The sequence below is a fragment of the Scandinavium manionii genome, from assembly GCF_024764775.1.
Taxonomy (GTDB): Bacteria; Pseudomonadota; Gammaproteobacteria; order Enterobacterales; family Enterobacteriaceae; genus Scandinavium; species Scandinavium manionii.
The window spans coordinates 202,666-225,529 of record NZ_JALIGC010000034.1; the positions used below are offsets into that span (position 1 = coordinate 202,666).

Annotated in this window: 27 protein-coding genes; 10 read left to right on the forward strand and 17 right to left on the reverse strand. The window is 51.9% G+C overall.

Going from position 1 to position 22,864, the window contains the following annotated elements:
* Positions 1 to 149 precede the first annotated feature (149 nt).
* Complete coding sequence (bssS, locus tag MUU51_RS05855) at positions 150 to 404, forward strand: biofilm formation regulator BssS (protein WP_097161273.1); 255 nt, start codon at positions 150 to 152, stop codon at positions 402 to 404.
* A 115-nt stretch (positions 405 to 519) separates the two neighbouring features.
* The gene (gene solA, locus MUU51_RS05860) at positions 520 to 1,638 is read left to right on the forward strand and encodes an N-methyl-L-tryptophan oxidase (protein ID WP_258967324.1); all 1,119 of its coding nucleotides are present in this window, start codon (positions 520 to 522) and stop codon (positions 1,636 to 1,638) included.
* 58 nt (positions 1,639 to 1,696) lie between these two features.
* On the opposite strand, the gene trhO is transcribed toward solA, so the two are convergent.
* The 8 genes from trhO to MUU51_RS05900 form a co-directional block, all read right to left on the reverse strand.
* On the reverse strand, positions 1,697 to 2,746 hold the full coding sequence (gene trhO, locus MUU51_RS05865) for an oxygen-dependent tRNA uridine(34) hydroxylase TrhO (RefSeq protein ID WP_159775137.1): 1,050 nt from the start codon (positions 2,744 to 2,746) through the stop codon (positions 1,697 to 1,699).
* Between the two features lie 77 nt (positions 2,747 to 2,823).
* The gene (locus tag MUU51_RS05870) at positions 2,824 to 3,978 is read right to left on the reverse strand and encodes a phage integrase Arm DNA-binding domain-containing protein (protein WP_258967325.1); all 1,155 of its coding nucleotides are present in this window, start codon (positions 3,976 to 3,978) and stop codon (positions 2,824 to 2,826) included.
* Positions 3,944 to 4,180: an excisionase gene (locus MUU51_RS05875; protein WP_258967326.1), complete on the reverse strand. Its 237-nt coding sequence runs from the start codon at positions 4,178 to 4,180 to the stop codon at positions 3,944 to 3,946. The genes MUU51_RS05870 and MUU51_RS05875 overlap by 35 nt, the downstream gene beginning before the upstream one ends.
* Positions 4,181 to 4,239: 59 nt before the next feature.
* Complete coding sequence (locus MUU51_RS05880) at positions 4,240 to 4,521, reverse strand: hypothetical protein (RefSeq protein ID WP_258967327.1); 282 nt, start codon at positions 4,519 to 4,521, stop codon at positions 4,240 to 4,242.
* Positions 4,511 to 4,720 (reverse strand): hypothetical protein, encoded by a 210-nt coding sequence (locus tag MUU51_RS05885; protein WP_258967328.1) that lies wholly within the window; start codon positions 4,718 to 4,720, stop codon positions 4,511 to 4,513. The genes MUU51_RS05880 and MUU51_RS05885 overlap by 11 nt, the downstream gene beginning before the upstream one ends.
* Before the next feature lie 32 nt (positions 4,721 to 4,752).
* Complete coding sequence (locus tag MUU51_RS05890) at positions 4,753 to 4,968, reverse strand: hypothetical protein (protein ID WP_258967329.1); 216 nt, start codon at positions 4,966 to 4,968, stop codon at positions 4,753 to 4,755.
* 69 nt (positions 4,969 to 5,037) lie between these two features.
* The gene (locus tag MUU51_RS05895) at positions 5,038 to 5,805 is read right to left on the reverse strand and encodes a terminase large subunit domain-containing protein (protein WP_258967330.1); all 768 of its coding nucleotides are present in this window, start codon (positions 5,803 to 5,805) and stop codon (positions 5,038 to 5,040) included.
* Complete coding sequence (locus tag MUU51_RS05900; protein WP_258967331.1) at positions 5,798 to 6,274, reverse strand: S66 peptidase family protein; 477 nt, start codon at positions 6,272 to 6,274, stop codon at positions 5,798 to 5,800. Before MUU51_RS05900 ends, MUU51_RS05895 begins: the two co-directional genes overlap by 8 nt.
* A gap of 1,016 nt (positions 6,275 to 7,290) precedes the next feature.
* Here MUU51_RS05900 and MUU51_RS05905 point away from each other — a divergent pair.
* The 3 genes from MUU51_RS05905 to MUU51_RS05915 all read left to right on the forward strand — a co-directional run bounded on the left by MUU51_RS05905 (position 7,291) and on the right by MUU51_RS05915 (position 10,090).
* Positions 7,291 to 8,214 (forward strand): Kdo(2)-lipid IV(A) acyltransferase, encoded by a 924-nt coding sequence (locus MUU51_RS05905; protein WP_159775135.1) that lies wholly within the window; start codon positions 7,291 to 7,293, stop codon positions 8,212 to 8,214.
* Between the two features lie 150 nt (positions 8,215 to 8,364).
* The gene (mdtG, locus tag MUU51_RS05910; protein WP_258967332.1) at positions 8,365 to 9,621 is read left to right on the forward strand and encodes a multidrug efflux MFS transporter MdtG; all 1,257 of its coding nucleotides are present in this window, start codon (positions 8,365 to 8,367) and stop codon (positions 9,619 to 9,621) included.
* 94 nt (positions 9,622 to 9,715) lie between these two features.
* Positions 9,716 to 10,090 carry a MysB family protein gene (locus MUU51_RS05915; RefSeq protein WP_159775131.1) on the forward strand — a complete coding sequence of 125 codons (375 nt, stop codon included), beginning with the start codon at positions 9,716 to 9,718 and terminating at the stop codon, positions 10,088 to 10,090.
* On the opposite strand, the gene MUU51_RS05920 is transcribed toward MUU51_RS05915, so the two are convergent.
* From MUU51_RS05920 to mdoG, 3 genes are all read right to left on the reverse strand, one after another.
* Positions 10,091 to 10,318, reverse strand: a complete 228-nt coding sequence (locus MUU51_RS05920) for a YceK/YidQ family lipoprotein (RefSeq protein WP_258967361.1) — start codon at positions 10,316 to 10,318, stop codon at positions 10,091 to 10,093.
* Positions 10,319 to 10,401: 83 nt separating this feature from the next.
* Positions 10,402 to 12,930: a glucans biosynthesis glucosyltransferase MdoH gene (mdoH, locus tag MUU51_RS05925; RefSeq protein ID WP_159775129.1), complete on the reverse strand. Its 2,529-nt coding sequence runs from the start codon at positions 12,928 to 12,930 to the stop codon at positions 10,402 to 10,404.
* Complete coding sequence (gene mdoG, locus MUU51_RS05930; RefSeq protein WP_200849712.1) at positions 12,923 to 14,476, reverse strand: glucans biosynthesis protein MdoG; 1,554 nt, start codon at positions 14,474 to 14,476, stop codon at positions 12,923 to 12,925. The genes mdoH and mdoG overlap by 8 nt, the downstream gene beginning before the upstream one ends.
* Positions 14,477 to 14,727: 251 nt before the next feature.
* On the opposite strand from mdoG, the gene mdoC reads away from it, so the two are divergent.
* Positions 14,728 to 15,888, forward strand: coding sequence for a glucans biosynthesis protein MdoC (mdoC, locus tag MUU51_RS05935; RefSeq protein ID WP_258967333.1), 1,161 nt, complete (start codon positions 14,728 to 14,730; stop codon positions 15,886 to 15,888).
* Between the two features lie 29 nt (positions 15,889 to 15,917).
* Here mdoC and MUU51_RS05940 read toward each other — a convergent pair whose 3' ends face one another.
* From MUU51_RS05940 to csgB, 6 genes are all read right to left on the reverse strand, one after another.
* Positions 15,918 to 17,390 carry a phospholipase D family protein gene (locus MUU51_RS05940; protein ID WP_159775376.1) on the reverse strand — a complete coding sequence of 491 codons (1,473 nt, stop codon included), beginning with the start codon at positions 17,388 to 17,390 and terminating at the stop codon, positions 15,918 to 15,920.
* Positions 17,338 to 17,868, reverse strand: coding sequence for an O-acetyl-ADP-ribose deacetylase (gene ymdB / locus MUU51_RS05945; RefSeq protein WP_159775125.1), 531 nt, complete (start codon positions 17,866 to 17,868; stop codon positions 17,338 to 17,340). The genes MUU51_RS05940 and ymdB overlap by 53 nt, the downstream gene beginning before the upstream one ends.
* 75 nt (positions 17,869 to 17,943) lie before the next feature.
* On the reverse strand, positions 17,944 to 18,267 hold the full coding sequence (locus tag MUU51_RS05950) for a YmdA family protein (RefSeq protein ID WP_235033686.1): 324 nt from the start codon (positions 18,265 to 18,267) through the stop codon (positions 17,944 to 17,946).
* A 158-nt stretch (positions 18,268 to 18,425) separates the two neighbouring features.
* Positions 18,426 to 18,755 (reverse strand): curli assembly chaperone CsgC, encoded by a 330-nt coding sequence (csgC, locus tag MUU51_RS05955; protein ID WP_159775123.1) that lies wholly within the window; start codon positions 18,753 to 18,755, stop codon positions 18,426 to 18,428.
* A gap of 61 nt (positions 18,756 to 18,816) precedes the next feature.
* A complete protein-coding gene (locus tag MUU51_RS05960) occupies positions 18,817 to 19,281 on the reverse strand; it encodes a curlin (RefSeq protein WP_159775121.1) in 465 nt (154 codons plus the stop codon).
* A gap of 40 nt (positions 19,282 to 19,321) precedes the next feature.
* Positions 19,322 to 19,780 carry a curli minor subunit CsgB gene (csgB, locus tag MUU51_RS05965; RefSeq protein ID WP_159775119.1) on the reverse strand — a complete coding sequence of 153 codons (459 nt, stop codon included), beginning with the start codon at positions 19,778 to 19,780 and terminating at the stop codon, positions 19,322 to 19,324.
* Positions 19,781 to 20,508: 728 nt separating this feature from the next.
* On the opposite strand from csgB, the gene csgD reads away from it, so the two are divergent.
* Genes csgD through csgG form a run of 4 tightly spaced genes read left to right on the forward strand, consistent with a single transcriptional unit; the run spans position 20,509 to position 22,864 of the window.
* Positions 20,509 to 21,156, forward strand: a complete 648-nt coding sequence (csgD, locus tag MUU51_RS05970) for a biofilm master transcriptional regulator CsgD (protein WP_159775117.1) — start codon at positions 20,509 to 20,511, stop codon at positions 21,154 to 21,156.
* Between the two features lie 17 nt (positions 21,157 to 21,173).
* The gene (gene csgE, locus MUU51_RS05975; RefSeq protein ID WP_110509818.1) at positions 21,174 to 21,563 is read left to right on the forward strand and encodes a curli production assembly/transport protein CsgE; all 390 of its coding nucleotides are present in this window, start codon (positions 21,174 to 21,176) and stop codon (positions 21,561 to 21,563) included.
* Positions 21,564 to 21,584: 21 nt separating this feature from the next.
* Positions 21,585 to 22,004, forward strand: a complete 420-nt coding sequence (gene csgF / locus MUU51_RS05980; RefSeq protein WP_159775115.1) for a curli production assembly/transport protein CsgF — start codon at positions 21,585 to 21,587, stop codon at positions 22,002 to 22,004.
* 26 nt (positions 22,005 to 22,030) lie between these two features.
* A complete protein-coding gene (csgG, locus tag MUU51_RS05985; protein ID WP_159775113.1) occupies positions 22,031 to 22,864 on the forward strand; it encodes a curli production assembly/transport protein CsgG in 834 nt (277 codons plus the stop codon).

A 22,864-nucleotide genomic window follows, 5' to 3' on the forward strand; every position in this document is an offset into this window, starting at 1 on the left:
GTTCAAAAAAACGATTGACCCAGAAAAAAATGTTGCTCTTAACCCGAAAGTTCGAATATTTTCATAGTTGTTGATATAATTAGTATGCTTCAGAAAACACGCATTGAACCTCGAACCGTTGTCTTTAAACACGTTAATAAGGGGTTATGATGGAAAAGAATAATGAAGTCATCCAGACCCATCCCCTCGTCGGATGGGACATCAGCACCGTAGACAGCTATGACGCGCTGATGCTGCGCCTGCACTACCAGAACCCCACACTATCGAGTCACAACGAAGCAGAAATCGGTCAAACGCTATGGTTAACGACCGATGTAGCCCGCCAGTTTATTTCTATTTTAGAAGCGGGCATCGCCAAAATTGAATCCGGCGATTTCCAGGAAAACGAGTATCGAAGGCATTAGCGCTTGATGCCAAAATTCACGTAACAGGCACCCATCGGGTGCCTTAATTATTTCTGGCTTGTCATGCATTATCAGATTAATTACCCTGCTAATAACGAACAGAGATGAGACACGCATGAACTACGACTTAATAATTATCGGCAGTGGCTCTGTCGGTGCCGCCGCCGGTTATTACGCTTCCCGCGCAGGGCTGTCGGTCTTGATGACCGATGCCCATCTGCCGCCGCATAACGAAGGCAGCCACCACGGCGATACACGCCTGATTCGCCATGCCTACGGCGAGGGTGAAAAATATGTGCCGCTGGTGCTTCGCGCACAAACCCTGTGGGATGAACTCGCCACGCTGAGCGGCGAAGAGATTTTTGAGAAAACCGGCGTCATCAACCTGGGCCCGGCGCATTCACCGTTCCTCGCCAACGTCGAGCAGAGCGCCCGTCAATTCGGTCTGGACGTTGAGCGGCTTGACAGCCAGGCGCTGATGGCCCGCTGGCCGGAGATCCGTGTGCCGGAGGATTACGTCGGGCTGTTTGAACCGGCTTCCGGCGTGCTGCGCAGTGAGCTGGCGGTAAAAGCCTGGGTCGAACTGGCCCGCGAAGCCGGCTGTGCTCAGCTGTTCAATTGCCCTGTTACCGCCGTTTCGCATCACGCGGATGGCACCACCGTTGAAACCGCCGATGGCAGTTACACCGCGAAACGTCTGTTGGTGAGCGCCGGAACCTGGGCTACCAGGCTTCTGCCGGAACTGCCAATTCAGCCGGTGCGTAAAGTATTTGCCTGGTACCAGGCCGATGGCCGATACAGTAGCAAAAACAACTTTCCGGCGTTTACCGGTGAGCTGCCAAACGGTGACCAGTATTACGGTTTCCCGGCGGAAGACAATGAGCTGAAAATCGGCAAGCACAACGGAGGGCAAGTGATTGATTCTCCAGAACAGCGCAAACCATTTGGCGCGGTGGCAACGGACGGCTCTGAAGCCTTTAACTTCCTGCGTAACGTGCTGCCCGGCATTGGCTGCTGCCTGCACGGCGCGGCCTGCACCTACGACAATTCGCCGGACGAAGACTTCATCATCGACACCCTTCCCGGTCATGACAACACGTTGGTGATTTCCGGTCTGAGCGGACATGGCTTTAAGTTCACTTCGGTGCTGGGCGAAATTGCCGCTGATTTTGCGCAGGGCAAGACGCCAGCGTTTGATCTGTCGCCGTTCAGGCTAGCGCGTTTCGCTCACTGAGGGCGTAAAAAAGCCCGGTAGCGCTACCGCTTACCGGGCCTGATTTTTTCCTCGACCTTTATTCCGGGTCAGGGATCCCCAAACGCGTATTCAATTGACCGCGCGATTTATTGAAGATCTTGTTACCGTTTTCACGCCCTGCCCGCAGCCGACGCTGCTCTTCTTCCGGCAGCACGCTCTCTTCTTTGCACAGTTCGCTACAGCAGCCACGGAATTTCTCCGCGCACGCCGGACACTGAATGAACAGCAGATGGCAACCGTCGTTCAGACAGTTGGTGTGACTGTCGCACGGCGTACCGCACTGGTGACAATGTGCGATCACGTCGTCTGAAATGCGTTCGCCCATGCGTTCGTCGAACACAAAGTTCTTACCGATAAAACGCACTGGCAGACCCTGCTCACGTGCGCGACGGGCGTATTCGATAATCCCACCCTCAATATGCCAGACCTTATTGAAGCCTTTGTGCTTCATAAACGCACTGGCTTTTTCGCAGCGGATCCCGCCGGTGCAGTACATGACAATTTTCTTATCGCGGTACTCTTCCATCATTTCAACGGCTTTTGGCAGCTGGTCGCGGAAAGTGTCAGCCGGGATTTCCAGCGCGTTTTCGAAATGACCCACTTCGTATTCGTAGTGGTTACGCATGTCGATAAACACCGCATCGGGATCGTCGAGCATGGCATTCACTTCGGCTGCTTTCAGATATTCACCCACGTCGCTGGCGTCAAACGTCGGGTCATCAATGCCGTCAGCCACGATGCGGTCACGCACTTTCATGCGCAGCACCCAGAATGATTTCCCGTCATCATCCAGCGCAATATTCAGGCGCAGATTGTTGAACGCCGGATCAAAACCGTACAGTAGCTCACGGAAAGCGTCGACTTTGCTCTCTGGTACGCTGATTTGCGCGTTAATCCCTTCATGGGCGAGATAGACGCGGCCAAACACGCTGAGCCCGGTGAACGCCTGATACAGCGCATCGCGGGTCGCTTTTGGATCGGTAATAGTGAAATATTTATAGAATGAGATTGTCGTGCGCGGCTCGGTTTCAGCCATCATCTGCGCCTTCAATTGCTCATTCGAGATGCGGTTATGCAACACTGGCAAGGTATAGTCTCCGTAACTCTTTGTTTTGCAGGTGGTTTTATTCTTCTCCAAAAGATCTCCAAAATCTTTCCCCAAAATCATACAGCAACGACTATCCATTCTGTATTCCTTTCATCCAAATACAGCTCAGACATTTTTTTGCTTTTGTGGCCCCAAAGCGCCTGCACATTTATCCCCTGCTTCTCATACAACCGACCAGAAAGGGATCGCTGCTCGTGAAAAGTTGGCGGGGTTTTCCCTTCGTCCAGTTCAATCACAACGCGATCACGTACCGCACTAAACAAATTTGTCAGGGCTTTTGCCGGGAGCGCGTCGCCAACATTTGCAGCACCAATACGGCGCGAGTGGTGGACAAGATAGCGACTAACAGCCCTGTCACGACAACCGGCAATCACATCCCCCAGCGTCATTCCTAGGGCCTCACTGCGGATATTGAGAGGAATAGCTACTCTTGCGCCGCCCTTGCCTTGTTCCACATACAACATGCCGTTTTTGACGTCTGTGAACTTCATTTTGGCGATATCGCCAACGCGCTGGCCCGTTACCATTGCCAATAGCATTGCGTTGCGCAGGTGTGAGGCTGTCGCCGCATTGAATACCTTGTTCCAGTCCTCAAGCGTCAGGCGCTGCCGGGTTACTTTTGCTTTTGGCTTTCTGGTTGCTTCGGCTGGATTGAAGCCGGGGTCTACTGCTCCGGCGTATTGCGCCTCTTTGAACATATCCGACCATACAGAGCGCACAGCCTGAGCCATGCGGTTTTTATCCCTGTCGGTGTATTCCGTGATGATTGCCGATAAGTCACGCGCTGAAACGGCGTCTAAGGGGGTGCGGGGAAAGCGGCTGGCCAATCGGATGGCATGAGTCTTTCTAACGTCTACGGTAGCCTTTGATATCTCGCCCTTCTCATGGCGGCGCTCGGTGATATCGACATAGGTTTTCACCCAGTCCGGTAGCAGCACCGCCTTACCCATGCCTTGCTTTTGGGCGCGAATTTTCAGCAATTCAAACGCCTGATTCGCCTCACGCTCTGCATAGATGCGATTAAGCTCAATTGCAGCGGTTCTGGCGGCGTCGGCATCCGTGCCGAACCCCGTAAATCGCCCCGATACAGGGTCTTTGTACTGCCAATAAACCTTGTTAGTGCGCTTATCCAGCTTGCAATAGAGATTTGGCGTTGTGACGTTGAATGTACGCGGCCTAGCTGCCATGCAAAGCCCTCTTAACCAGCTCATGCGCTCCGTCACTCAATCCGGGAGTAATCGCCGTAGGCGCAGCCATGCCAATGAATTCCGCGTTCTCATCGATAACCCAGCGAGTACCCAGCCTTATGGCTGGCGGGTAAGTCTGACGCGTCTTAGCAATAACGCGCAGCGTGGCGGCTGAAGGTGGTTCTTTAAACTGGGTCTTTGCCCAATCGGTAAGGGAAACAAGCATAACGTTATCTCTTTGCTCTGGCAGTCCTTTGCCAGGTTACTTTAGTGATTAGTGTTTTTCTAGTCCCGTGGTGCTTCTGGAGCCGCCCGGAGCATGTCCTTGTATCTGGCTGTTAGCGCCTCAATTGTCCAAGTGTCGGAAAGCTTAATACGCGCCAGCATATCGCCTGTGGGGTTTGCCGGAACCGCCACCCAACCACCAGGAACGACGCGCGCTTTCCGGTATTCCTGAAGCTCTGCCAATGCGCATCGCATCAGCGCTCTATCTAAATCACGCTCATTCAGGGAAATAGATTTAATCAGGCGATCTACGCATTCGGGTGTTAGTTTGTTATTGGTCATTTAATCGGCCTCCCGATAATGCAGCGCGAACCAGTGCATCTTTTGCTTCAAGCAGCTTGCGCAACCCCGCCGACTTTTCAGGCCCTTCGGGGATTGCGTCATCCATTTGACGGGCTAAATCGCCTATTGGTTTGCTTACCTTCTGGAGCGGCTCTGGTAGGTGTTCGTATGCGAAATACTTAATAATTGGTGTTGTCATGTTCTGTTTAAGCCCCTTGCGGGGCCTCTCCGTTAGATTGATAGGTAACTGGCTTTTACTTCACCCTTATGGGTGTATGCCGGGTTTTTAATCCTGAGCCTGTTTGCGGCCACCATGCACTTGTCGCCCCGCTTGGAAAATTCACTCTTAAATTCGCCATGACAGCGTGAGAGGCTAAACCACAGGTTTGCGGCGCGGCGAAACATCCCTTTCTTTTCCAGCTCTACGGCCTGCTTTATTGGATTCATCGCAGTGCCCCTGAATACGTTGGCATCCAGCGCCCCGTGCGCATAACCTCGGCGTGACGTTCGGCGCGGTCAGGGGTTTGTCTTGTCGTGCCTGCACTGGTTGTAGAAGTCAGTCGCACCAACTTCCGGCGTTGCAGTACAGGCCACGCAGCCGCCAGTGTTGGTGGTTCGGGTTGTACACTGAGCGATAAGCTCCGCCTCTTTCTCGCTTTGCTCATCTACCCAAATAAACATAACGCGTTGGCCCATGAAGACTTTTTCGTCTTGCGTGGAGCTGTAGAAATGAACCTCTGTTTGCCCCCCTGCCATATCCCACAAGCGGAAAGACTTAACCGTCTCGCCATCACAGATAAAACTATCAAGGTCGATTAGTTCGCGAGGTATGGAACCCGATCCAATTTCATTGCGGCGACGGGCGTTAGATGTTCCCAGCAACTCCTTTTGCAGCACCTTGCGCGTTGCGTCGGTTGATATCCCGATAGCCCACATGATGCGGGTGTCATCATCAGCACGCCCACAGCGGAAGCCGGGCCACCATGCCGGATACATGGCTGTTGCCTGATAAGCGAACTCCACAGCCTCGCAATATGTTTTGCCAATCTGATTGGCGGCAGACAGATAGCGCAGCAGGTACTGCGAGCCGGAGCGATACCATTTCATCTGGTACGGATAGGGCTCGAAGAAATCCAGCTTATAGAATCGGTTGAAGTGCGCAGCCTGTCGCAGGATGTGGACGTGTTCGCGCATCTTCGCCTTGCCCTGAGAGACAATCATCGAGGCAATGCGGCGAACGCGGTCACGATATTCGCGGGTTGTGAACTCCGGGCGCTCAGTCATTGCTCACGCCCTTCATCACTTCGCGCTCAAGAGCATCAAGCTCCGAATCGGTGAGGTGCGCGTCAACATGCGATCCCAGCTCAGAACGGGATTTTTCTGCCAGTGTTGGGGCGAGAGAAATCAGGCGGGTTGCGGTTGTGGCTAGGTTGGCAAACGCAGTGCTTTTAATGCCGTCCTCTTCCATCTTGTCGAAGAGTCGGGTCATTAAGCCACCACGGGCAGCAAAGACAGCGACCTCGCCGTTAAGAACGGCGGCGCGGTTAGCCATTGCCTGCGTTTCAAGATAAGCCGCGTAACGCTCAAAGTGCTTTTGGGTTACGTTGCCTTTGCGGGGTGCAAATCCCAGCTTCCGCATTTCCCGAATGCGCTCTTTCTGCTCATCGGTTGCGGATTGCTTTGCTTCAGCTTTGCGGGCTTTGGCTTTTTGGATCTGCTGCTCTTTGCGAGCATGTGCAGGTTTACTACTCATCACCAGCTTCCGCTAGTGTGGCACTTTGCCGAGATTGACGCCGGACTAAGCCAGCGGAGGTCTGTAGCGACCTACATAAAAAATATTTCAGCCAACGCAGCAGAACTGCGCAAATCCCAATTCACATGCCTGGAGAAATGGGAGTAGGCAAACAGCAGTGACAAAGGTTTAGCTCATAACGAGGTAAACCAATGCCACTTAACTCTCTGAAAACATGCCTTAGGGAGGTTCCGTTCAGCGAGGTTTCCAGCCCAAAACAGCGACCAGGCGTGCCAGTTGGGTAACGCAACGTTCAGGCTTATCCTGTCAGCCCTGCCCGGTGTGCGCCTATCGCGGAGCCTATTCCCGCAACTCAATGCGCGAGGCTCTCCAGCCAGATAACGAGTCACCGATGGGGTGTGGCGATCCAGATACCCCATTTCCCTTGCCCACACCTCTGCAACCTGACCGTGACAGCCTCAACGCGGATGTAGGCTCTACAGCAAGCACAGCCCACAAGGTGGAACTGCTAGCCCGTGCAGCAAGCGCAATCTCTTGCGCTCCCTTTTAGGATAAAACGATATTCATCACTTTTGTCAACATTGGTTGGGCGGGGATTTTTCTAACTGGCGGGTATTTTTATGTAATTCTGGACGTTCTAAAATGGAAAAAACCATTCCCCAAAATATATTCTATGCCCCTGAAAAGGCGGGATAATTTATTTTCATGAGATAGCACAAAGCCACCAACAAGTAAGGTGGTATGCATATGATTTAAAAGAAAAATATTCGCAAGAAACACCACTAAAACACTGGCATGGTGTGGTTCCTGCATTCGTTTATGAGAAAATTCGCGGCCCGCATCATATAGCATGTGCTGCAAATTTACATCCCCACATTTTGCGCTACATTTTTCTCACCTCAAACAGATACACTCACTACATTTGCTGCAATAACAGACGTTCCGCCTGGGGTCATTTGGGCGAAGCCCGAAAAAGTGCGATAATAAAATCAATTGCTCGAAAGAACAGGACTGAGATGACGCATTTACCTAAATTTTCCGCCGCGCTCCTCCACCCGCGTTACTGGTTAACCTGGCTGGGCGTCGGCCTGTTGTGGCTACTGGTTCAACTTCCTTATCCGATCCTCTACCGACTCGGTACGTCCCTTGGCCGTCTTTCGTTGCGTCTGATGAAACGGCGTTCACAGATTGCCTACCGTAATCTCGAACTGTGCTTTCCCAATATGGACGAAAAAACGCGTCATGACTGGGTAGTCAAAAACTTTGAGTCTGTTGGCATGGGTTTGATGGAAACCGGCATGGCGTGGTTCTGGTCCGACAAACGGATGGCTCGCTGGAGTGATTCCACCGGCGTGGAACATATCCGTGCACTGGAAGCCGAGAAAAAAGGCATTCTGCTGATCGGTATTCACTTCCTGACGCTAGAAATCGGCGCCCGCATGTTTGGCCTGCACGCGTCTCCGGGGATTGGCGTGTATCGCCCGAATGATAATCCGGTTATCGACCTGGTGCAGACCTGGGGACGCATGCGCTCCAACAAAGACATGCTCGATCGCAAAGATTTAAAGGGCATGATCCGCGCTTTGAAAAACGGTGAAGTCATCTGGTATGCGCCCGATCACGATTACGGCCCTCAGGGCAGCGTGTTTGTGCCGCTGTTCGGCGTCGACAAAGCGGCAACCACTTCCGGGACTTACACTCTGACGCGCATGTCGAAAGCCTGCATTGTACCTTTCGTGCCGCGTCGTAAGCCGGGTGGCAAAGGTTATGAATTGGTGATTCTCGAGCCTGAGTGCGCCCCGCCGTTGGACGATGCCGAAACCACCGCCGCGTGGATGAACAAAGTGATTGAACAATGCATTTTGATGGCGCCCGAGCAGTACATGTGGCTGCATCGCCGTTTCAAAACGCGTCCGGAAGGCACCCCTTCCCGCTATTGACCCTTACCCGCCGGGAGCGCTGCGGTTACCCGGCCTGTTTTTTCTTTCCTGGTTTCGTCGTCGTTGATTGCAGTCGTGATTTAGCGAGCGCATAATTAGCCTGCTTATCACTTCATTTTGAACGACCCTAGCGTCACTACGCGGAACCCTATGCTTTCCTCAGATGCCCCCATAAGCTGGAAACGGAATCTCACCATCGCCTGGATCGGCTGCTTTCTTACCGGCGCGGCCTTCAGCCTGGTCATGCCTTTCCTGCCGCTATACGTCGAACAACTCGGCGTCACCGGACACAGCGCGCTAAATATGTGGTCCGGACTGGTATTCAGCATCACCTTTCTGTTTTCCGCTATCGCCTCACCGTTTTGGGGAGGACTGGCAGACCGTAAAGGTCGAAAAATCATGCTGCTACGCTCTGCGCTCGGCATGGCGATTGTGATGGTGCTGATGGGCTTCGCGCAGAATATCTGGCAGTTTCTGGTTCTGCGCGCGCTGTTGGGTCTGCTCGGCGGTTTTGTGCCGAACGCCAATGCGCTGATCGCCACTCAAATCCCTCGCAATAAAAGCGGCTGGGCGCTGGGGACGCTTTCCACCGGGGCGGTGAGCGGCGCGCTACTTGGCCCTTTAGCGGGCGGCCTGATGGCAGACACCTACGGCCTGCGTCCGGTGTTCTTTATGACTGCCAGCGTACTGTTTTTGTGCTTCCTGCTGACACTTTTACTTATCCGCGAGCAGTTCGAGCCGGTGCCGAAAAAAGAGATGCTGCACGCCAGAGACGTTCTTTCCTCGCTGAAAAGTCCGAAGCTGGTGCTAAGCCTGTTTATCACCACCATGATTATCCAGGTGGCGACCGGTTCCATCGCCCCCATTTTGACGCTGTATGTACGAGAGCTGGCGGGTAACGTCAGCAATATCGCGTTTATCAGCGGGATGATTGCCTCGGTACCCGGCGTTGCCGCGCTGATCAGCGCCCCTCGCCTGGGCAAGCTGGGCGATAGAATCGGGCCAGAAAAAATCCTGATTGCGGCGCTGATCATCTCCGTTCTGCTGTTAATCCCGATGTCATTTGTGCAAACCCCCTGGCAGCTTGGCCTGCTGCGCTTTCTGCTCGGTGCTGCCGACGGGGCGCTGCTGCCCGCGGTTCAGACACTGCTGGTGTACAATTCCACCAACCAAATTGCCGGACGCATTTTCAGCTATAACCAGTCATTCCGCGATATCGGTAACGTCACCGGGCCACTGATTGGCGCCTCGGTTTCGGCGAGCTACGGTTTTCGCACAGTGTTCCTGGTGACCGCGAGTGTGGTCATGTTCAACGCCATTTACACTGGCCTGAGTATGCGCCGTACACGACAGGCTGCCCTCGCCTCAGTGCAGAATGAAAGTGAAGACTCGTCTGCGGTGAATTAATCCATCAGGATGATTTTTCGTCTGACGTTCTTGCTTAATCTAAACTTCGTCTATTCTTTTCCTGAAAACCACGTCAAACCGCAGGGAGAATGAGATGACTATGTACGCCACGCTCGACGAAGCTATTGATGCGGCTCGTGAAGAGTTCGTTGCCAGCAGCCCCAATCCGGGAGAGGAAGAACTCAGTGTTCAGCAGCTCAACTTACAGAAATACATCCTGCAGGATGGCGATATTATGTGGCAGGCCGAATTCTTTGCCACTGAAGGCGAAGAAGGCGAATGCCTGCCGATGGTGAGCGGAGAAGGTGCGCAAAGCGTCTTTGACGGCGATTTCGACGAGATTGAGCTGACTCAGGAGTGGATTGAAGAAAATACGCTCCACGAGTGGGATGAGGGCGAATTTCAGCTCGAACCGCCTCTGGACACCGAAGAGGGCCAGACGGCAGCCGACGAGTGGGATGAACGCTAGTTACTCGTAAGGGCCATGGTTCGCGTCGATGGGTAACAGCAATGTATCGAAGACCAGCGAGAACGGCAGATCGAGGATGGTGATGTAACGCCATGCGGAATCTCTGACGTCCCACTGCACGCCGGGATAGTACTGATTTCCGTGCCCCTGGCCCGGAATGGTCCGACTGATAATGCTGCCGCAGCCGCTCAGCGCGAGCGCCATCAGGCACACTGCCAGGATCCTCACCGCGTTTCTGTTCATCAAAACCTCATTAAAAAAATACCGGTCAATCGACCGGTATTTTATTTTCAAACGCGTTACCGCGGAAGTTACTTCGCTTTAATCGCCGTAGGATTCAGCGTTATTTCCGCGTAATTGTTCACCCACGAAGAGTATCTCTCCGGCGAAGACCACACGCGATAGTGCATGCGCGCCATGGTCACCGGATCGCTCAGCAGCACCAGGCGGCGGTCGCGATTCAGTTTGTCCGGCGTTTCGTTCAGCGCCTGCTCAACGTGACGGTCGCGGGCAATTTCTTGCACTTTACTGTCACGGTGACGCGCGGTCGCCATCGCTATTGCCAGGGCGTTAAACGACGGGTTAAATACCGCGTGCATAAAGCCATTGTCCAGCGAACGGGTACGGTTCAGCACCACGTACTTGTCGGTATCTTTCAGAACCTGCGGCGGGGAATACTCTTCCGGGATCAGGAACAGCTTCCAGCGTTTGGTACGCAGACCGACGGTCGCACGGCTGGAAATCACCGACACGAACGGCGACAGGATCAGCGAGAAGACAATCGGTGCCAGCCAGAACAGGAAACGCAAGTCCAGCCACGCCATACCGGCGGCCCACACCAGACCCAGCAGCAGCTGAGAACCGTGGCGCATGAAGGCTTCACCCCATGGGGTTGAGTCATCATCACGCTGTGGTGAATTCCATACCACTTCCCAGCCAAGGAACGCACTGACCACAAACACGGTGTGGAACAGCATACGTACCGGGGCCAGCAACACTGAGAACAATACTTCCAGCAGCAGGGAAAGGGTCACGCGGCAGAAACCGCCAAACTCTTTCGATCCTTTGCACCAGATGAGGATGATACTCAGCAGCTTAGGCAGGAACAGCAGCACCATAGTGGACGCAAACAGCGCGATAGCGAGTTCCGGACGCCACTGTGGCCACACCGGGAACAGCTGACGCGGCTGCAGGAAGTACTGCGGCTCGGTGAGCGCATGAACCACCTGGAGCGCCGTCGACAACGCCAGGAACATAAACCACAGCGGCGCAGACAGGTATGACATTACCCCCGTCAGGAACACCGCACGGTGTACCGGGTGCATGCCTTTTACGAGGAACAGACGGAAGTTCATTAGGTTCCCGTGACACCAGCGACGGTCACGTTTCAGTTCGTCCAGCAGGTTTGGCGGCAGCTCTTCATACGAACCTGGCAAGTCATAGGCAATCCACACGCCCCATCCTGCACGACGCATCAGCGCCGCTTCCACGAAGTCGTGGGAGAGGATAGAACCGGCAAACGAACCTTCGCCCGGCAATGGTGCCAGCGCACAGTGCTCAATGAACGGCTTCACGCGGATAATGGCATTATGACCCCAGTAGTGGGATTCACCCAACTGCCAGAAGTGCAGACCAGCGGTAAACAGCGGGCCGTAAACGCGGGTCGCAAACTGTTGGCAACGCGCATACAGCGTGTCCATGCCAGAAGCTTTTGGCGAAGACTGGATGATCCCGGCGTTCGGGTTCGCTTCCATCAGACGCACCAGGCCACACAGACAGTCACCGGTCATGACGGAGTCAGCGTCCAGCACCACCATGTAGCTGTACTGATTGCCCCAACGACGGCAGAAGTCATCGATGTTGCCGCTTTTACGCTTCACACGACGACGACGACGACGGTAGAAAATCTGCCCTTCGCCCTGCACTTCTGCAATCAGCTCCATCCACGCTTTCTGCTCACGCATACAGATATCAGGGTCATAACTGTCACTGAGCACGTACACGTCGAAATGCTTGTGGTTACCGGTGGCTTTCACCGATTCCCAGGTCGCTCGCAGGCCTGCAAATACGCGGTCTACGTCTTCGTTACAGATAGGCATGATAAGCGCGGTGCGATGTTCAGGATTCAGCGCTTCGTCACCGACGGTTGACGCTGAAATACTGTATTTATCGCGGCCAATCAGCAGTTGCAGGAAGCCCATTAAGGCGGTCCAGAAACCGGCGGAAACCCAACAGAACAGGATGGCGAAAAGGATGAGGATCCCCGTTTGCAGCACGTATGGCAGCAGCTGCATAAAGGAAACCAGCAGATCCTGGCCGCGCATGTCCATTGGGTTAACCAGCGCCCAGCCCTGATACGGCAGAATAGTTTTCATATACCAGGTTGCGACGACGGTTTGCGCCAGCGTCAGCAACAGCAGAATGTAACGACGGATAGTCCCGACGGTACGCCACTTGGTCTCATGCTCACGCTCTTCCTGAGTCAGGCGTGACAAATAACGCGGCTGAACCTCACGGCCCAGCATTCTGTCCCAGAAGCGACCAATCGGGTTGGTGCGCCATGGGTCCGGGAACATTGAAGAACGCGTCGCTTTTGGCATAGCCTCGAGCTGTGTGCGCCCTTCCGCGTCTTTGATTAACTGCCCTTCAGCCAGCGAATCCGGCCACGCCTGCTCCAGACGCGCTTTTACCGAACCGAGCGGTGAATCATCTTCACGCGTAATAGGGGTCTGTTCGGTATCCAGCGCCTGATGCAGAGCACGAAAATCAGTGGTCGGCAATGCGGTCTTCTCAATATCAGAGAGAGGCATTGCATCGATGTATTCGTTTATCTTATTCATTAGCAGGTAGCTGATAGCTCCAGGTTTCACTCAGCGTCTGATCGCCATTGACCAGGGCCGCACGCATGTCGGTCGTTTTCTTCACATCTTTGACTTTCACACGCATCGTCAGACGCCAGCCTTTTGTCATCGGGTTATAGCGAACATTGCTGTCCACGATTTCTCCGTTGTCACCAATACTGGTCTGGGCGGTAACCGGCGTATCCTGCGGCATCTTTTTCATGTCCGCACCGGTGTAGTCGACGACAAACGCGATAGTGCCATCGGGCTGACGAATGAGGTTCGACTGCTTCACATCACCTGTTGAACGACGTGTCTGCATCACATACGCGCTATCCGGTGCGTGCAGTTTGTCTTCGTCACGGCTGAAAGTGATGGTGTATTTGAAGTTCATCTCTTTGCCTGGGTCCGGCAGCTGATCCGGGGTCCAGTAAGCGACGATGTTATCGTTGGTTTCGTCGTTGGTTGGAATTTCCACCAGCTCGACTTTCCCTTTACCCCAGTCACCTTTCGGGGTAATCCACGCGCTTGGGCGCAGGTCATAACGATCGTCCAAATCCTCATAACGCGAGAACTGACGACCACGCTGCAACAGACCAAAGCCTTGCGGATTTTCGGTCGCGTAGCTGCTCACTGCGAGGTGTTTCGGGTTATTCAGCGGACGCCAAATCCATTCACCGTTACCGGCCAGAATAGACAGACCGTTAGAGTCATGCAGTTCAGGACGGAAATTGGTGGTCGGAGATGGCTGATTCGGCCCAAACAGGAACATGCTGGTCAGTGGTGCCACGCCCAGTTTGCCCACTTTATCGCGCAGGTAAACTTTAGACTGCACATCAACCACGGTATCGCGGCCAGGCATCACGACAAAGCGATAGGCGCCGGTCGCACGCGGGGAATCCAGCAGTGCATAAATAGTCAGACGTTTGTCGGTCGCTTTTGGACGCTCAATCCAGAACTCACGAAAACGCGGGAACTCTTCGCCGGATGGCAAAGCAGTATCAATGGCGAGGCCGCGGGCAGACAAGCCATAGGTTTGGCCCTGACCGAGAACGCGGAAATAGCTGGCTCCGAGCATGCTGACGATTTCGTCGTTTTTATCTTTGCTGTTGATCGGATACAGCACTTTAAACCCGGCAAAACCCAGATCCTTGACGGTGTCTTTATCATGCTGGACATTGCCAAAATTGAAGTAATCCGGGCTGTATTTGATTTTCTTCACCGACGTGGCCGTCACTTCATTAATGGCGACTGGCGTGTCGAAATACATCCCCTGATGGTAGAACTCAAGCTTGAACGGAGTCTTGACCTTGCTCCAGTAAGCTTTGTCGTGGTTAAACTGAATTTGCTGATAATCCGCGTATTTCATGTCGCGGAAAACGGAGGGCAGGTTACTTTTTGGCGCTTCGTAGCCCTTGCCGGCGAGCGATTTCGCTTCCTTCGCTACATCATCAATACTGAACGCCCATGCAGATGAAGTACACAGGGACAACATTATGGCTGCGCCTATCCAACGCAGTTTCATCATCTGTGGTTTATTTTTCATAAGTAGTAAGCACTTCCCCCTTTGTGTGCTTAAATCGATCCGATCCATTTTAATGGAAACTCAAGCAATCCGACAACATAATCCCCATTTTGTTCGGCTCGGTGGCCTATGGAATAAACAACGTTCCACACCGGTATGCACTTTGCGTGCTACTCCTAAAGACAGGTTCCCGGACTTCGTGTAGGGTTGCTCGAATTTAACTGTTATCGTACTGGCCGATAAGACGATTAGTCTGAGATTTCATTGATTTTATGAATAATACACCACCGCAACGCGAATATTTCCTCGACTCCATCCGCGCCTGGCTGATGCTGTTGGGTATCCCTTTCCATATCTCCCTGATTTATTCCAGCCACACCTGGCACGTCAACAGTGCTGAACCTTCGTGGTGGCTGACGCTGTTCAACGATTTTGTTCACTCATTCCGTATGCAGGTCTTTTTCGTCATTTCCGGCTATTTCTCGTACATGCTTTTTTTGCGCTATCCAATGAAGAAATGGTGGACGGTGCGCGTGGAGCGCGTCGGCATCCCGATGTTGACTGCCATTCCCCTGTTGACGCTGCCGCAATTTTTAATGCTTCAGCACGTTGAGGGAAAATCGGCGACCTGGCATACGCTGACCGGCTATCAAAAATTCAACACTCTGGCGTGGGAACTGGTGTCTCACCTGTGGTTCCTGTTGGTTCTGGTGGTGCTGACCACACTCGGGCTGGCGCTGTTCCATTGGATCAAAAAACGCCAGCAGGCCTCGATTATCGCGTTTTTCAATAACGTTTCCATGGGCCAGTTGACCGGGCTGTTCCTTGCACTGGGCATTGTGTACGCCATTATTCGCCGGACGCTGTTCATCGTGTATCCCCCGATACTCAGCGACGGTATCTTTAATTTCGTGGTGATGCAGACCCTGTTCTATCTGCCGTTCTTTATTCTTGGCGCGCAGGCGTTCGTGAATCCACGTCTGAAAGATTTGTTCACCACCCCGTCACCGTGGTGCATGGCCGGAGCGGCGCTCGGCTTTATCGCCTATCGCCTGAACCAGCAATACGGCTCTGGCGACGCCTGGATGTATGAAACCGAATACGTGATTACGATGGTATTGGGCCTGTGGATGGTGAACGTGGTGTTTGCGTTTGGCCACCGGATGTTGAATTTCAAATCCAGCCGCGTGACCTATTTTGTCAACGCCTCGCTGTTTATTTATCTGGTACACCATCCGCTGACCCTGCTGTACGGCGCGTGGATCACCCCGTACATCCACTCCAACCTGGTCGGCTTTATCACTGGTCTGGTGTTCGTTATCGGGATTGCAATTATCCTGTACGAAATTCATCTTCGCATTCCGCTGCTGCGTTTCCTGTTCTCAGGCAAACCGCAGACGTCGCCGAACAAAACTCAGCCTTCCGCACAGTAATAGAAACGGGCCGCACAGAGGCGGCCCGATTACAACAACCACTCCACCGGCAACACATACGCTATCAGCACTAAAATACGCTGCCAGATTTTGGCCTGAGGCTCTTTGCGTAACTCGGTTTCCTGCCCGTCTTCCCTGTCTATCCAGTGAATTTTTCCCCATCGCGTTAGCTTGAGTTTCCAGGCGGCGTCGCGCTGACTTTTCAGAAAACGATGGTGAATGCGCTGGGCGAGATGCTCGCTGTCGATAACCAGCCCCATTTCGGTATTGAGCAGCGCCGAACGCGGGTCGAAATTAAACGAGCCGATAAACACTTTTTTTCCATCAATACTGAAGGTTTTGGCGTGCAGACTGGAGCCGGAGTTACCGGTCAAACCGCGGTCGCGGATGCCTGGCCGTGGATGTTGCGTCGGTTTCAGCTCGTAAAGTTCGACGCCGTGACGAAGCAACTTCTTACGCCAGCGCGCATAACCCGCGTGAACCACCGCCACATCATTCGCCGCCAGGGAGTTAGTCAGAATCGCGACTTTCACCCCTTTGCGCACCAGCTGCAGAATTTGCGCCACACCCGCGCGGCCCGGCACAAAATAAGAAGAGATAATATCGATATTCGATTCGGGCGTACCCATCGCGCGGCGTAATCGTTCAGGCAGCAAACTGCGCGGGGCAGCTCTCCCCTCCCCTTTGCGCGGATCGTCGCTGAGCAGTTTGGTTTGCGCGTGGATAAAAGATAAATCCCCCTGCGACATGCGCCGGGCAATTTCGGTTGTCGCCAGTTTTTCCAGATAGCGATCAGCGGCAATCTGCTGTTCATCGGAAAATGCCGGCAAAGACGGCTTTACCCTTGGCGTATTGTCCGATGGAAGCACCTGTTGTAGGGTTGCCACTGATTCACACTGCCAGTAGCGCTCGAAATCCCGTTCCACTTCTGCGACAACGTGCCCTGTCGCCAGCACGTCAAGATCGGTAAACAAGGGTTCTTCACCGATACCGAAATAGGCATCGCCCACGTTGCGCCCACCGATGATGGTCGCCAGACAGTCCGCACTAAAACTTTTGTTATGCATCCGGCGGTTGAGACGCGCAAAATCGGTCAGATAACCCAGCATCCGCAGAGTACGAAATGAAAAGGGGTTGAACAGCCGCACGTCAATATTGGGGTGCGCATCCAGTATTTTGAGCGTGTCGTCCAGCCCGCTGGTGTTATTGTCATCCAATAATAATCGTACCTTCACGCCCCGGTCTGCGGCGTCCATCAGTGCCTGAAACAACAATCGGCCGGAGACGTCGTCTTCCCAGATATAGTACTGCACATCGAGGGTGCGCTCTGCCAGGGCAGCAAGTTGATAGCGCGCCGCAAAAGCTTCAAGACTGTCTTCGAGCGTGTGGATCCCACAAACTGTTGCCGAGGCGTTCTCTGAAGAAGCCAGCGCCTGGTGCAGGCGGGTGTCAGTTTCCCTGCTGGCTAAGTAATCGTGCATATAGATGTGCACTGTCCTCATCAAAGCAAACGAAAGTTACCTGTTCAGGTAACGCGTGGCTGGCAAGCCAGCGATCGACGGTCGTAAACGCAATCGCCGCCGCAGCAGCTTTAGGATAACCGTAAACGCCGGTACTGATAGCGGGAAAAGCCAGGGTGCGATAACCGTTGGCTTCCGCCAACTGTAGGCTGTTACGGTAAGCGTCTTCCAGCAACGCAGCTTCGTGCTGTTCCCCACCGTGCCACACCGGCCCGACGGCGTGGATAACCGCTTTAGCATTTAGATTACCGGCCTCGGTTATCACCGCGTGACCAGCGGGACACTCCCCTTGCTGCTGGCGCACTTTTTTGCAGGCTTCCAGTAATGCCGGGCCTGCAGCCCGATGAATGGCCCCGTCCACACCCCCACCCCCCAGTAACGACGGATTGGCGGCGTTGACGATAACATCGACATCGAGGGTAGTGATATCGGCCTGAAGGATTTGGATCCGCGCGTTCATAAATTTCTCCTGCCGAACGTTCACTTAAGTTCAAGTTTAGTCAAAAGCAGGAGAAAGCGTTTATCCGTAAAGAGGTTAACGGTAAGCGATGGTGACGACACCGAGTGTTTTCTGAGGATTAATATAGCGCATGCTAACGGTTGCCGCCTCGTTATTCACGACGTGCCCCGTAGCGGCCTGCTGGAAAGAAATAGCAGAAGTTTGCACCTGCCCTGCACGATGGCAGCTCATGGAAATATGCTGAGAACCGGTAGAAATGTTGCAAGGATCTTCGACAATCGACCCGACAAAATGAATGACGCCACCCTGGGCCTGAGAGGTCGTGGACATTGCGACGCCAGAGAACAATGCCGACGACAGACAGGCAACAGCACACAGCTGTTGAGTTAAGGTTTTCATCGCGTAGCTCCGTGGAATGTAATCATCCCTGAGAGTGAGTTATGCACACGCTGCCCCGCACCGTGCGTACTTCAACAACACGACACTGCAAACCCTTAACGTAAAAGTAATCATCACTGTGAATTAACGCCAATCAATCTGTTAAAAATAGGGCGCTGCTAGGTCCTTTCCCCATTGGGCCATTGCGCCGAAAGATGCAAAGCCTGCCCATCCGTTAGCGTGACAACGACTTTTACCGTGTCGTTCTGGGTAATATTTAACTGCATCCTCGAGAGATCAATCGGCTGATTAGCGGGCAAACTTACCGTTTTACTCTGCTGAATGTTGCTGGTCCCGCCTTGTCCCTCACGCATCGTCTGGATACTCACCCGGCACTGGCACGGCTCTGTCACAGTGACCTGCGGCGTAATGGTGTACATTTCCCCTTGATGGGTCACATTAAAAGCGATGCTATTGGTGAGAGCGACCGCAATAAGCAAACTGTTCATGACATCCTCCAATAAAAAAACAGGGCACAGGCCCTGTTTTTTATATAGTGCGAAAACCAGATTAATGCTGGTAAACGTTTGCCCAGTTAGCAGAGCCGTTCTGAGTCACGTTAACAATGGAACTGTCAGCGGTCTGATTCACGTTGGCAGAGTTACCCGCCCCCCAGCCGTAAAGGTTGTTCTGGCTAACGTTAATGGTGGAGTTATCACCGGTTTGCAGGTTGCTTGAGCTGTTGCTAAAGCCAACCTGTGACACGTTGATATCACTGTTGTAGGCACTGCTTTGTGTTGCAGTTGCCAGGTTGTTCAGACCTTTCTGTGAGATGTTCACATCTGCGTATTTGGACCCACTTTGATCCACGCTGGCGCCGTTATTACCGCCTTCCTGATAAATATTCACAGTTTCATTACTGGAATTAACTTGTGGCAGACCACCACCACCACCAGGACCACCACCACCAGGGCCACCAGCAAATGCTGTACCAGAAACAAGAACCATTGCAATCATAGACATTTTAATATTCATAAAACCCCCATTGGCTTGATTAGGTTTCGTCTTATAACCATTAACGTGTTAATACACGAACGGCCATTTGCGACGAGTTTTGCACAATAACTGTTTTAGTACCTACGGACTGCTGCTGTGAAATACTGGCCTGATTACCCGAACCTCTCTGAATAATAATGCCTGTATTCCCATAGCCTGATTGGCTAATATCTGCATCATTACTACTTCCGGCCTGATCTACATAGGCCAGATTGTACCCACCGGATTGAGAAACATCAGCCTGATTGCCATTACCTCGTTGAGAAACAACGGCTATTTGATGATTTCCATCCTGTTGAGCATTCGCGCCATTCCCATTACCTCGCTGAGCAACAACTGCTGTTTCATTAGCAAGATTAGAGTTAAGGCCATTGGCGACCAGATTATATTCTGGACTTGCCAGATCATAACCCGATGCAGCTACTAATCCAGGTATCGCCAGCAGTGTTAACGACAGAAAATACACTTTCTTGTTCATGTTCCACCCGCTTGAATCCTGGCTATTTCTGTTGCTGTTAAATAACGCCGACGTTGTTGTTAATGCGACGTTACGATGAACAGTATGTTACTGACCAAAATTAAATGGTGTCACCCGCAAGGTTGATTTTAAATTTTTCGGATCATTCCTAAGCATTAGAATTACGCTATGTCCCCGTCTTTAAATATGATTATTTGTGTTTCTATTATCAGAACATATCTAAAAAAACGGATAATCTTATAAATCAAGGTGTTTAGCGCGTCAGGAAAAAACCAACCGCGAAGATCAGGATCGCGATCTCATTTGACCAAAATTTTCTAAAGATAAAAGCGTTACAAACTTATGTATTATTTGGATGAGAATAGTCCAAACGACCACAATAATATATCAGTTATATATTAATGAGTTATGTCATTTGTGTGACTTATTAAGTTGCTTACATTTTATTTACGTGTACAACTTTATCATCACTTCTAAATGATTAACGAACCAGATATTTACATTTTAATATTCTGACTTACATTTTGTTACAGTGTTTGATCTTGCTTAAAATTTAGCAATGACTAGATTGAACACTGAACTACCTAATATTGTTTTATTGACTTTTTACCCTCCTTAGGGTTTTCGACAATACGTATACACAGCAATGCAGCCTCAATCAGTACTTCTGGAACCCCGTATTTTTACGGGGAAAACTGATAGCTGCTATAAAACGTTGGAGTTTCATCATGTTAAATGAAGTCCATAGTTTAGGCAGTACGCTTGTACTTGTAACAAAGCCGTCCTTACAAGCAAGCGCGCTTTTACAATATTTAAAATCGACTCTGGATATCTCAGGAAAAGTACAAAATATTCATCGTATTATGGAAGAAACGTTGCCTGACAGCATCATGATCTTCGATATGATGGAAGCGGATAAAAGGCTGATCACTCACTGGCAGGAAAATTTAGGCCGGAAAAACAACGGGATGAAACTGGTATTACTCAACACACCCGAGGAATACCCTTTCAAGGACATAGAAAACTGGCCGCACATCAACGGTGTCTTTTATAACAATGAAACTGAATCACGTTTGATCGAAGGATTAAACATGATCATGCATGGCGATTGTTACTTTTCGCATAAGCTCGCCAGCTATTTGATTACGCACTCAGGTAACTACCGTTACAACAATGCAGAAAGTGCAATGCTGACGCAGCGTGAACGGGAGATTCTGAATAAACTGCGGGTCGGCTCTTCCAACGTGGAAATTGCCCGCTCGTTGTTCATTAGCGAAAACACCGTAAAAACACATCTCTATAATCTTTTCAAGAAGTTAGCCGTAAAAAACCGGACTCAGGCCGTCTCCTGGGCCAATGATAATCTCAGGCGTTAAGTTAACAGGCAGACACCATGAAACGTTCCCTGTGCTGGCTTGCAGCTGCAAACCTGCTGCTGCTTGCGCCCTCTCTGCATGCCGGAGAGGTGGAGATACCGGGTATCGTGGCCGATCACACCGTATCGTCGGTAGGGCACGATTTTTATCGTTCCTTTACCGATAAATGGGCCAGTACTACCCGAGAGAATATATCCATTAATGAAAGGCCCAGTGCACGCTGGGGGAGTTGGATAACAATAACTGTTAATCAGGATATTTTATTTCAGACCTTTTTATTCCCGATAAGACGGGAGTTTGATAAGACCGTAGACGCAGCTGTACAAATTACTCAAGAAGGTATCAATAAACGCCAAATCGACCAGGCCTTATTAAAAACGGACGATTTAGCACACGACGAATTTTAAACATAGAGGGTGGAGGCAATCATGCGTATCGCCTGTACTGTCGCTTTGCTCGCTTTTATTACACCAGCAAGTTGGGCCGGTAATATGGTTTTCCAGTTCGTAAACCCTAACTTCGGTGGAAACCCGAATAACGGCGCTTTTTTGCTAAATGAAGCCCAGGCGCAGAACTCGTATAAAGCACCTGGTGGGAGTGACGATTTTGGTTATACCGCGCCGTCGGCGTTAGATAACTTCACGTCAGCTATCCAGTCACAATTATTAAGTGGCCTGTTGGGTAACGTTGCTACCGGGAAACCGGGTCGCCTCGTCACTAATGACTTTATTGTCGATATACAAAACAGCAATGGCCTGCTCACGCTTAACGTGACCGACAGAAGTACGGGGAAAACCTCGACTATCCAGGTCTCCGGAGTGCAACAGACGTCTACGAGTGACCAATAGTCACAGACCCGTACAGGAAAATAATCATGAAGCGTTTATTTATACTTCTGGTGGTCGTCCTACTCAGTGGCTGTCTGACCGCCCCGCCGAAAGAGGCGGCAAAACCGACGTTAATGCCACGGGCGCAAAGCTATCGTGACCTGACGCACCTGCCTTCTCCGCAGGGCAAGCTGTACGTTTCTGTCTACAACATTCAGGATGAAACCGGGCAATTTAAACCTTATCCGGCGAGTAACTTCTCAACGGCGGTACCGCAAAGTGCGACGGCGATGCTGGTGACGGCATTGAAAGATTCCAAATGGTTCATTCCGCTGGAACGTCAGGGATTACAAAACCTGCTTAATGAACGAAAAATCATTCGGGCAGCGCAGGAAAATGGCACCGTCGGCGTAAATAACCAGGCACCATTACAATCGTTAAGTTCTGCGAACGTCATTATTGAAGGATCGATTATCGGTTATGAAAGTAACGTGAAATCCGGCGGTGTTGGCGCGCGTTATTTTGGTATCGGTGGCGACACACAATATCAACTTGACCAGATTGCCGTTAACCTGCGCGTGATTAACGTCAGTACCGGTGAAGTCCTTTCCTCTGTGAATACCAGCAAGACCATATTGTCTTATGAAGTTCAGGCCGGGGTGTTCCGCTTTATTGACTACCAGCGTCTGCTGGAAGGCGAAATTGGGTATACCTCGAATGAACCGGTCATGTTGTGTCTGATGTCAGCGATTGAAACCGGCGTTATTTATCTGATTAACGATGGGATCGATCGTGGCCTGTGGAACCTGCAAAGTTCTTCAGAAACCAATAACCCGATTCTCGCAAAATACCGTGATATGGCTTCACCGCCGGAATCCTGA

What these genes read in the sequence shown, in the direction of transcription:
- MUU51_RS05960 (WP_159775121.1), bottom strand. Translation starts at nt 19,281, where the DNA reads ATGAATATTAAAATGTCTATGATTGCAATGGTTCTTGTTTCTGGTACA.
- csgC (WP_159775123.1), bottom strand. Translation starts at nt 18,755, where the DNA reads ATGAACAGTTTGCTTATTGCGGTCGCTCTCACCAATAGCATCGCTTTT.
- MUU51_RS05875 (WP_258967326.1), bottom strand. Translation starts at nt 4,180, where the DNA reads ATGCTTGTTTCCCTTACCGATTGGGCAAAGACCCAGTTTAAAGAACCA.
- csgD (WP_159775117.1), top strand. Translation starts at nt 20,509, where the DNA reads ATGTTAAATGAAGTCCATAGTTTAGGCAGTACGCTTGTACTTGTAACA.
- csgE (WP_110509818.1), top strand. Translation starts at nt 21,174, where the DNA reads ATGAAACGTTCCCTGTGCTGGCTTGCAGCTGCAAACCTGCTGCTGCTT.
- MUU51_RS05885 (WP_258967328.1), bottom strand. Translation starts at nt 4,720, where the DNA reads ATGACAACACCAATTATTAAGTATTTCGCATACGAACACCTACCAGAG.
- MUU51_RS05950 (WP_235033686.1), bottom strand. Translation starts at nt 18,267, where the DNA reads ATGAAAACCTTAACTCAACAGCTGTGTGCTGTTGCCTGTCTGTCGTCG.
- bssS (WP_097161273.1), top strand. Translation starts at nt 150, where the DNA reads ATGGAAAAGAATAATGAAGTCATCCAGACCCATCCCCTCGTCGGATGG.
- ymdB (WP_159775125.1), bottom strand. Translation starts at nt 17,868, where the DNA reads ATGAACGCGCGGATCCAAATCCTTCAGGCCGATATCACTACCCTCGAT.
- csgB (WP_159775119.1), bottom strand. Translation starts at nt 19,780, where the DNA reads ATGAACAAGAAAGTGTATTTTCTGTCGTTAACACTGCTGGCGATACCT.
- csgF (WP_159775115.1), top strand. Translation starts at nt 21,585, where the DNA reads ATGCGTATCGCCTGTACTGTCGCTTTGCTCGCTTTTATTACACCAGCA.
- solA (WP_258967324.1), top strand. Translation starts at nt 520, where the DNA reads ATGAACTACGACTTAATAATTATCGGCAGTGGCTCTGTCGGTGCCGCC.
- MUU51_RS05915 (WP_159775131.1), top strand. Translation starts at nt 9,716, where the DNA reads ATGACTATGTACGCCACGCTCGACGAAGCTATTGATGCGGCTCGTGAA.
- csgG (WP_159775113.1), top strand. Translation starts at nt 22,031, where the DNA reads ATGAAGCGTTTATTTATACTTCTGGTGGTCGTCCTACTCAGTGGCTGT.
- MUU51_RS05870 (WP_258967325.1), bottom strand. Translation starts at nt 3,978, where the DNA reads ATGAGCTGGTTAAGAGGGCTTTGCATGGCAGCTAGGCCGCGTACATTC.
- mdtG (WP_258967332.1), top strand. Translation starts at nt 8,365, where the DNA reads ATGCTTTCCTCAGATGCCCCCATAAGCTGGAAACGGAATCTCACCATC.
- MUU51_RS05900 (WP_258967331.1), bottom strand. Translation starts at nt 6,274, where the DNA reads ATGAGTAGTAAACCTGCACATGCTCGCAAAGAGCAGCAGATCCAAAAA.
- MUU51_RS05880 (WP_258967327.1), bottom strand. Translation starts at nt 4,521, where the DNA reads ATGACCAATAACAAACTAACACCCGAATGCGTAGATCGCCTGATTAAA.
- MUU51_RS05890 (WP_258967329.1), bottom strand. Translation starts at nt 4,968, where the DNA reads ATGAATCCAATAAAGCAGGCCGTAGAGCTGGAAAAGAAAGGGATGTTT.
- mdoH (WP_159775129.1), bottom strand. Translation starts at nt 12,930, where the DNA reads ATGAATAAGATAAACGAATACATCGATGCAATGCCTCTCTCTGATATT.
- mdoC (WP_258967333.1), top strand. Translation starts at nt 14,728, where the DNA reads ATGAATAATACACCACCGCAACGCGAATATTTCCTCGACTCCATCCGC.
- MUU51_RS05895 (WP_258967330.1), bottom strand. Translation starts at nt 5,805, where the DNA reads ATGACTGAGCGCCCGGAGTTCACAACCCGCGAATATCGTGACCGCGTT.
- mdoG (WP_200849712.1), bottom strand. Translation starts at nt 14,476, where the DNA reads ATGAAAAATAAACCACAGATGATGAAACTGCGTTGGATAGGCGCAGCC.
- MUU51_RS05940 (WP_159775376.1), bottom strand. Translation starts at nt 17,390, where the DNA reads ATGAGGACAGTGCACATCTATATGCACGATTACTTAGCCAGCAGGGAA.
- MUU51_RS05905 (WP_159775135.1), top strand. Translation starts at nt 7,291, where the DNA reads ATGACGCATTTACCTAAATTTTCCGCCGCGCTCCTCCACCCGCGTTAC.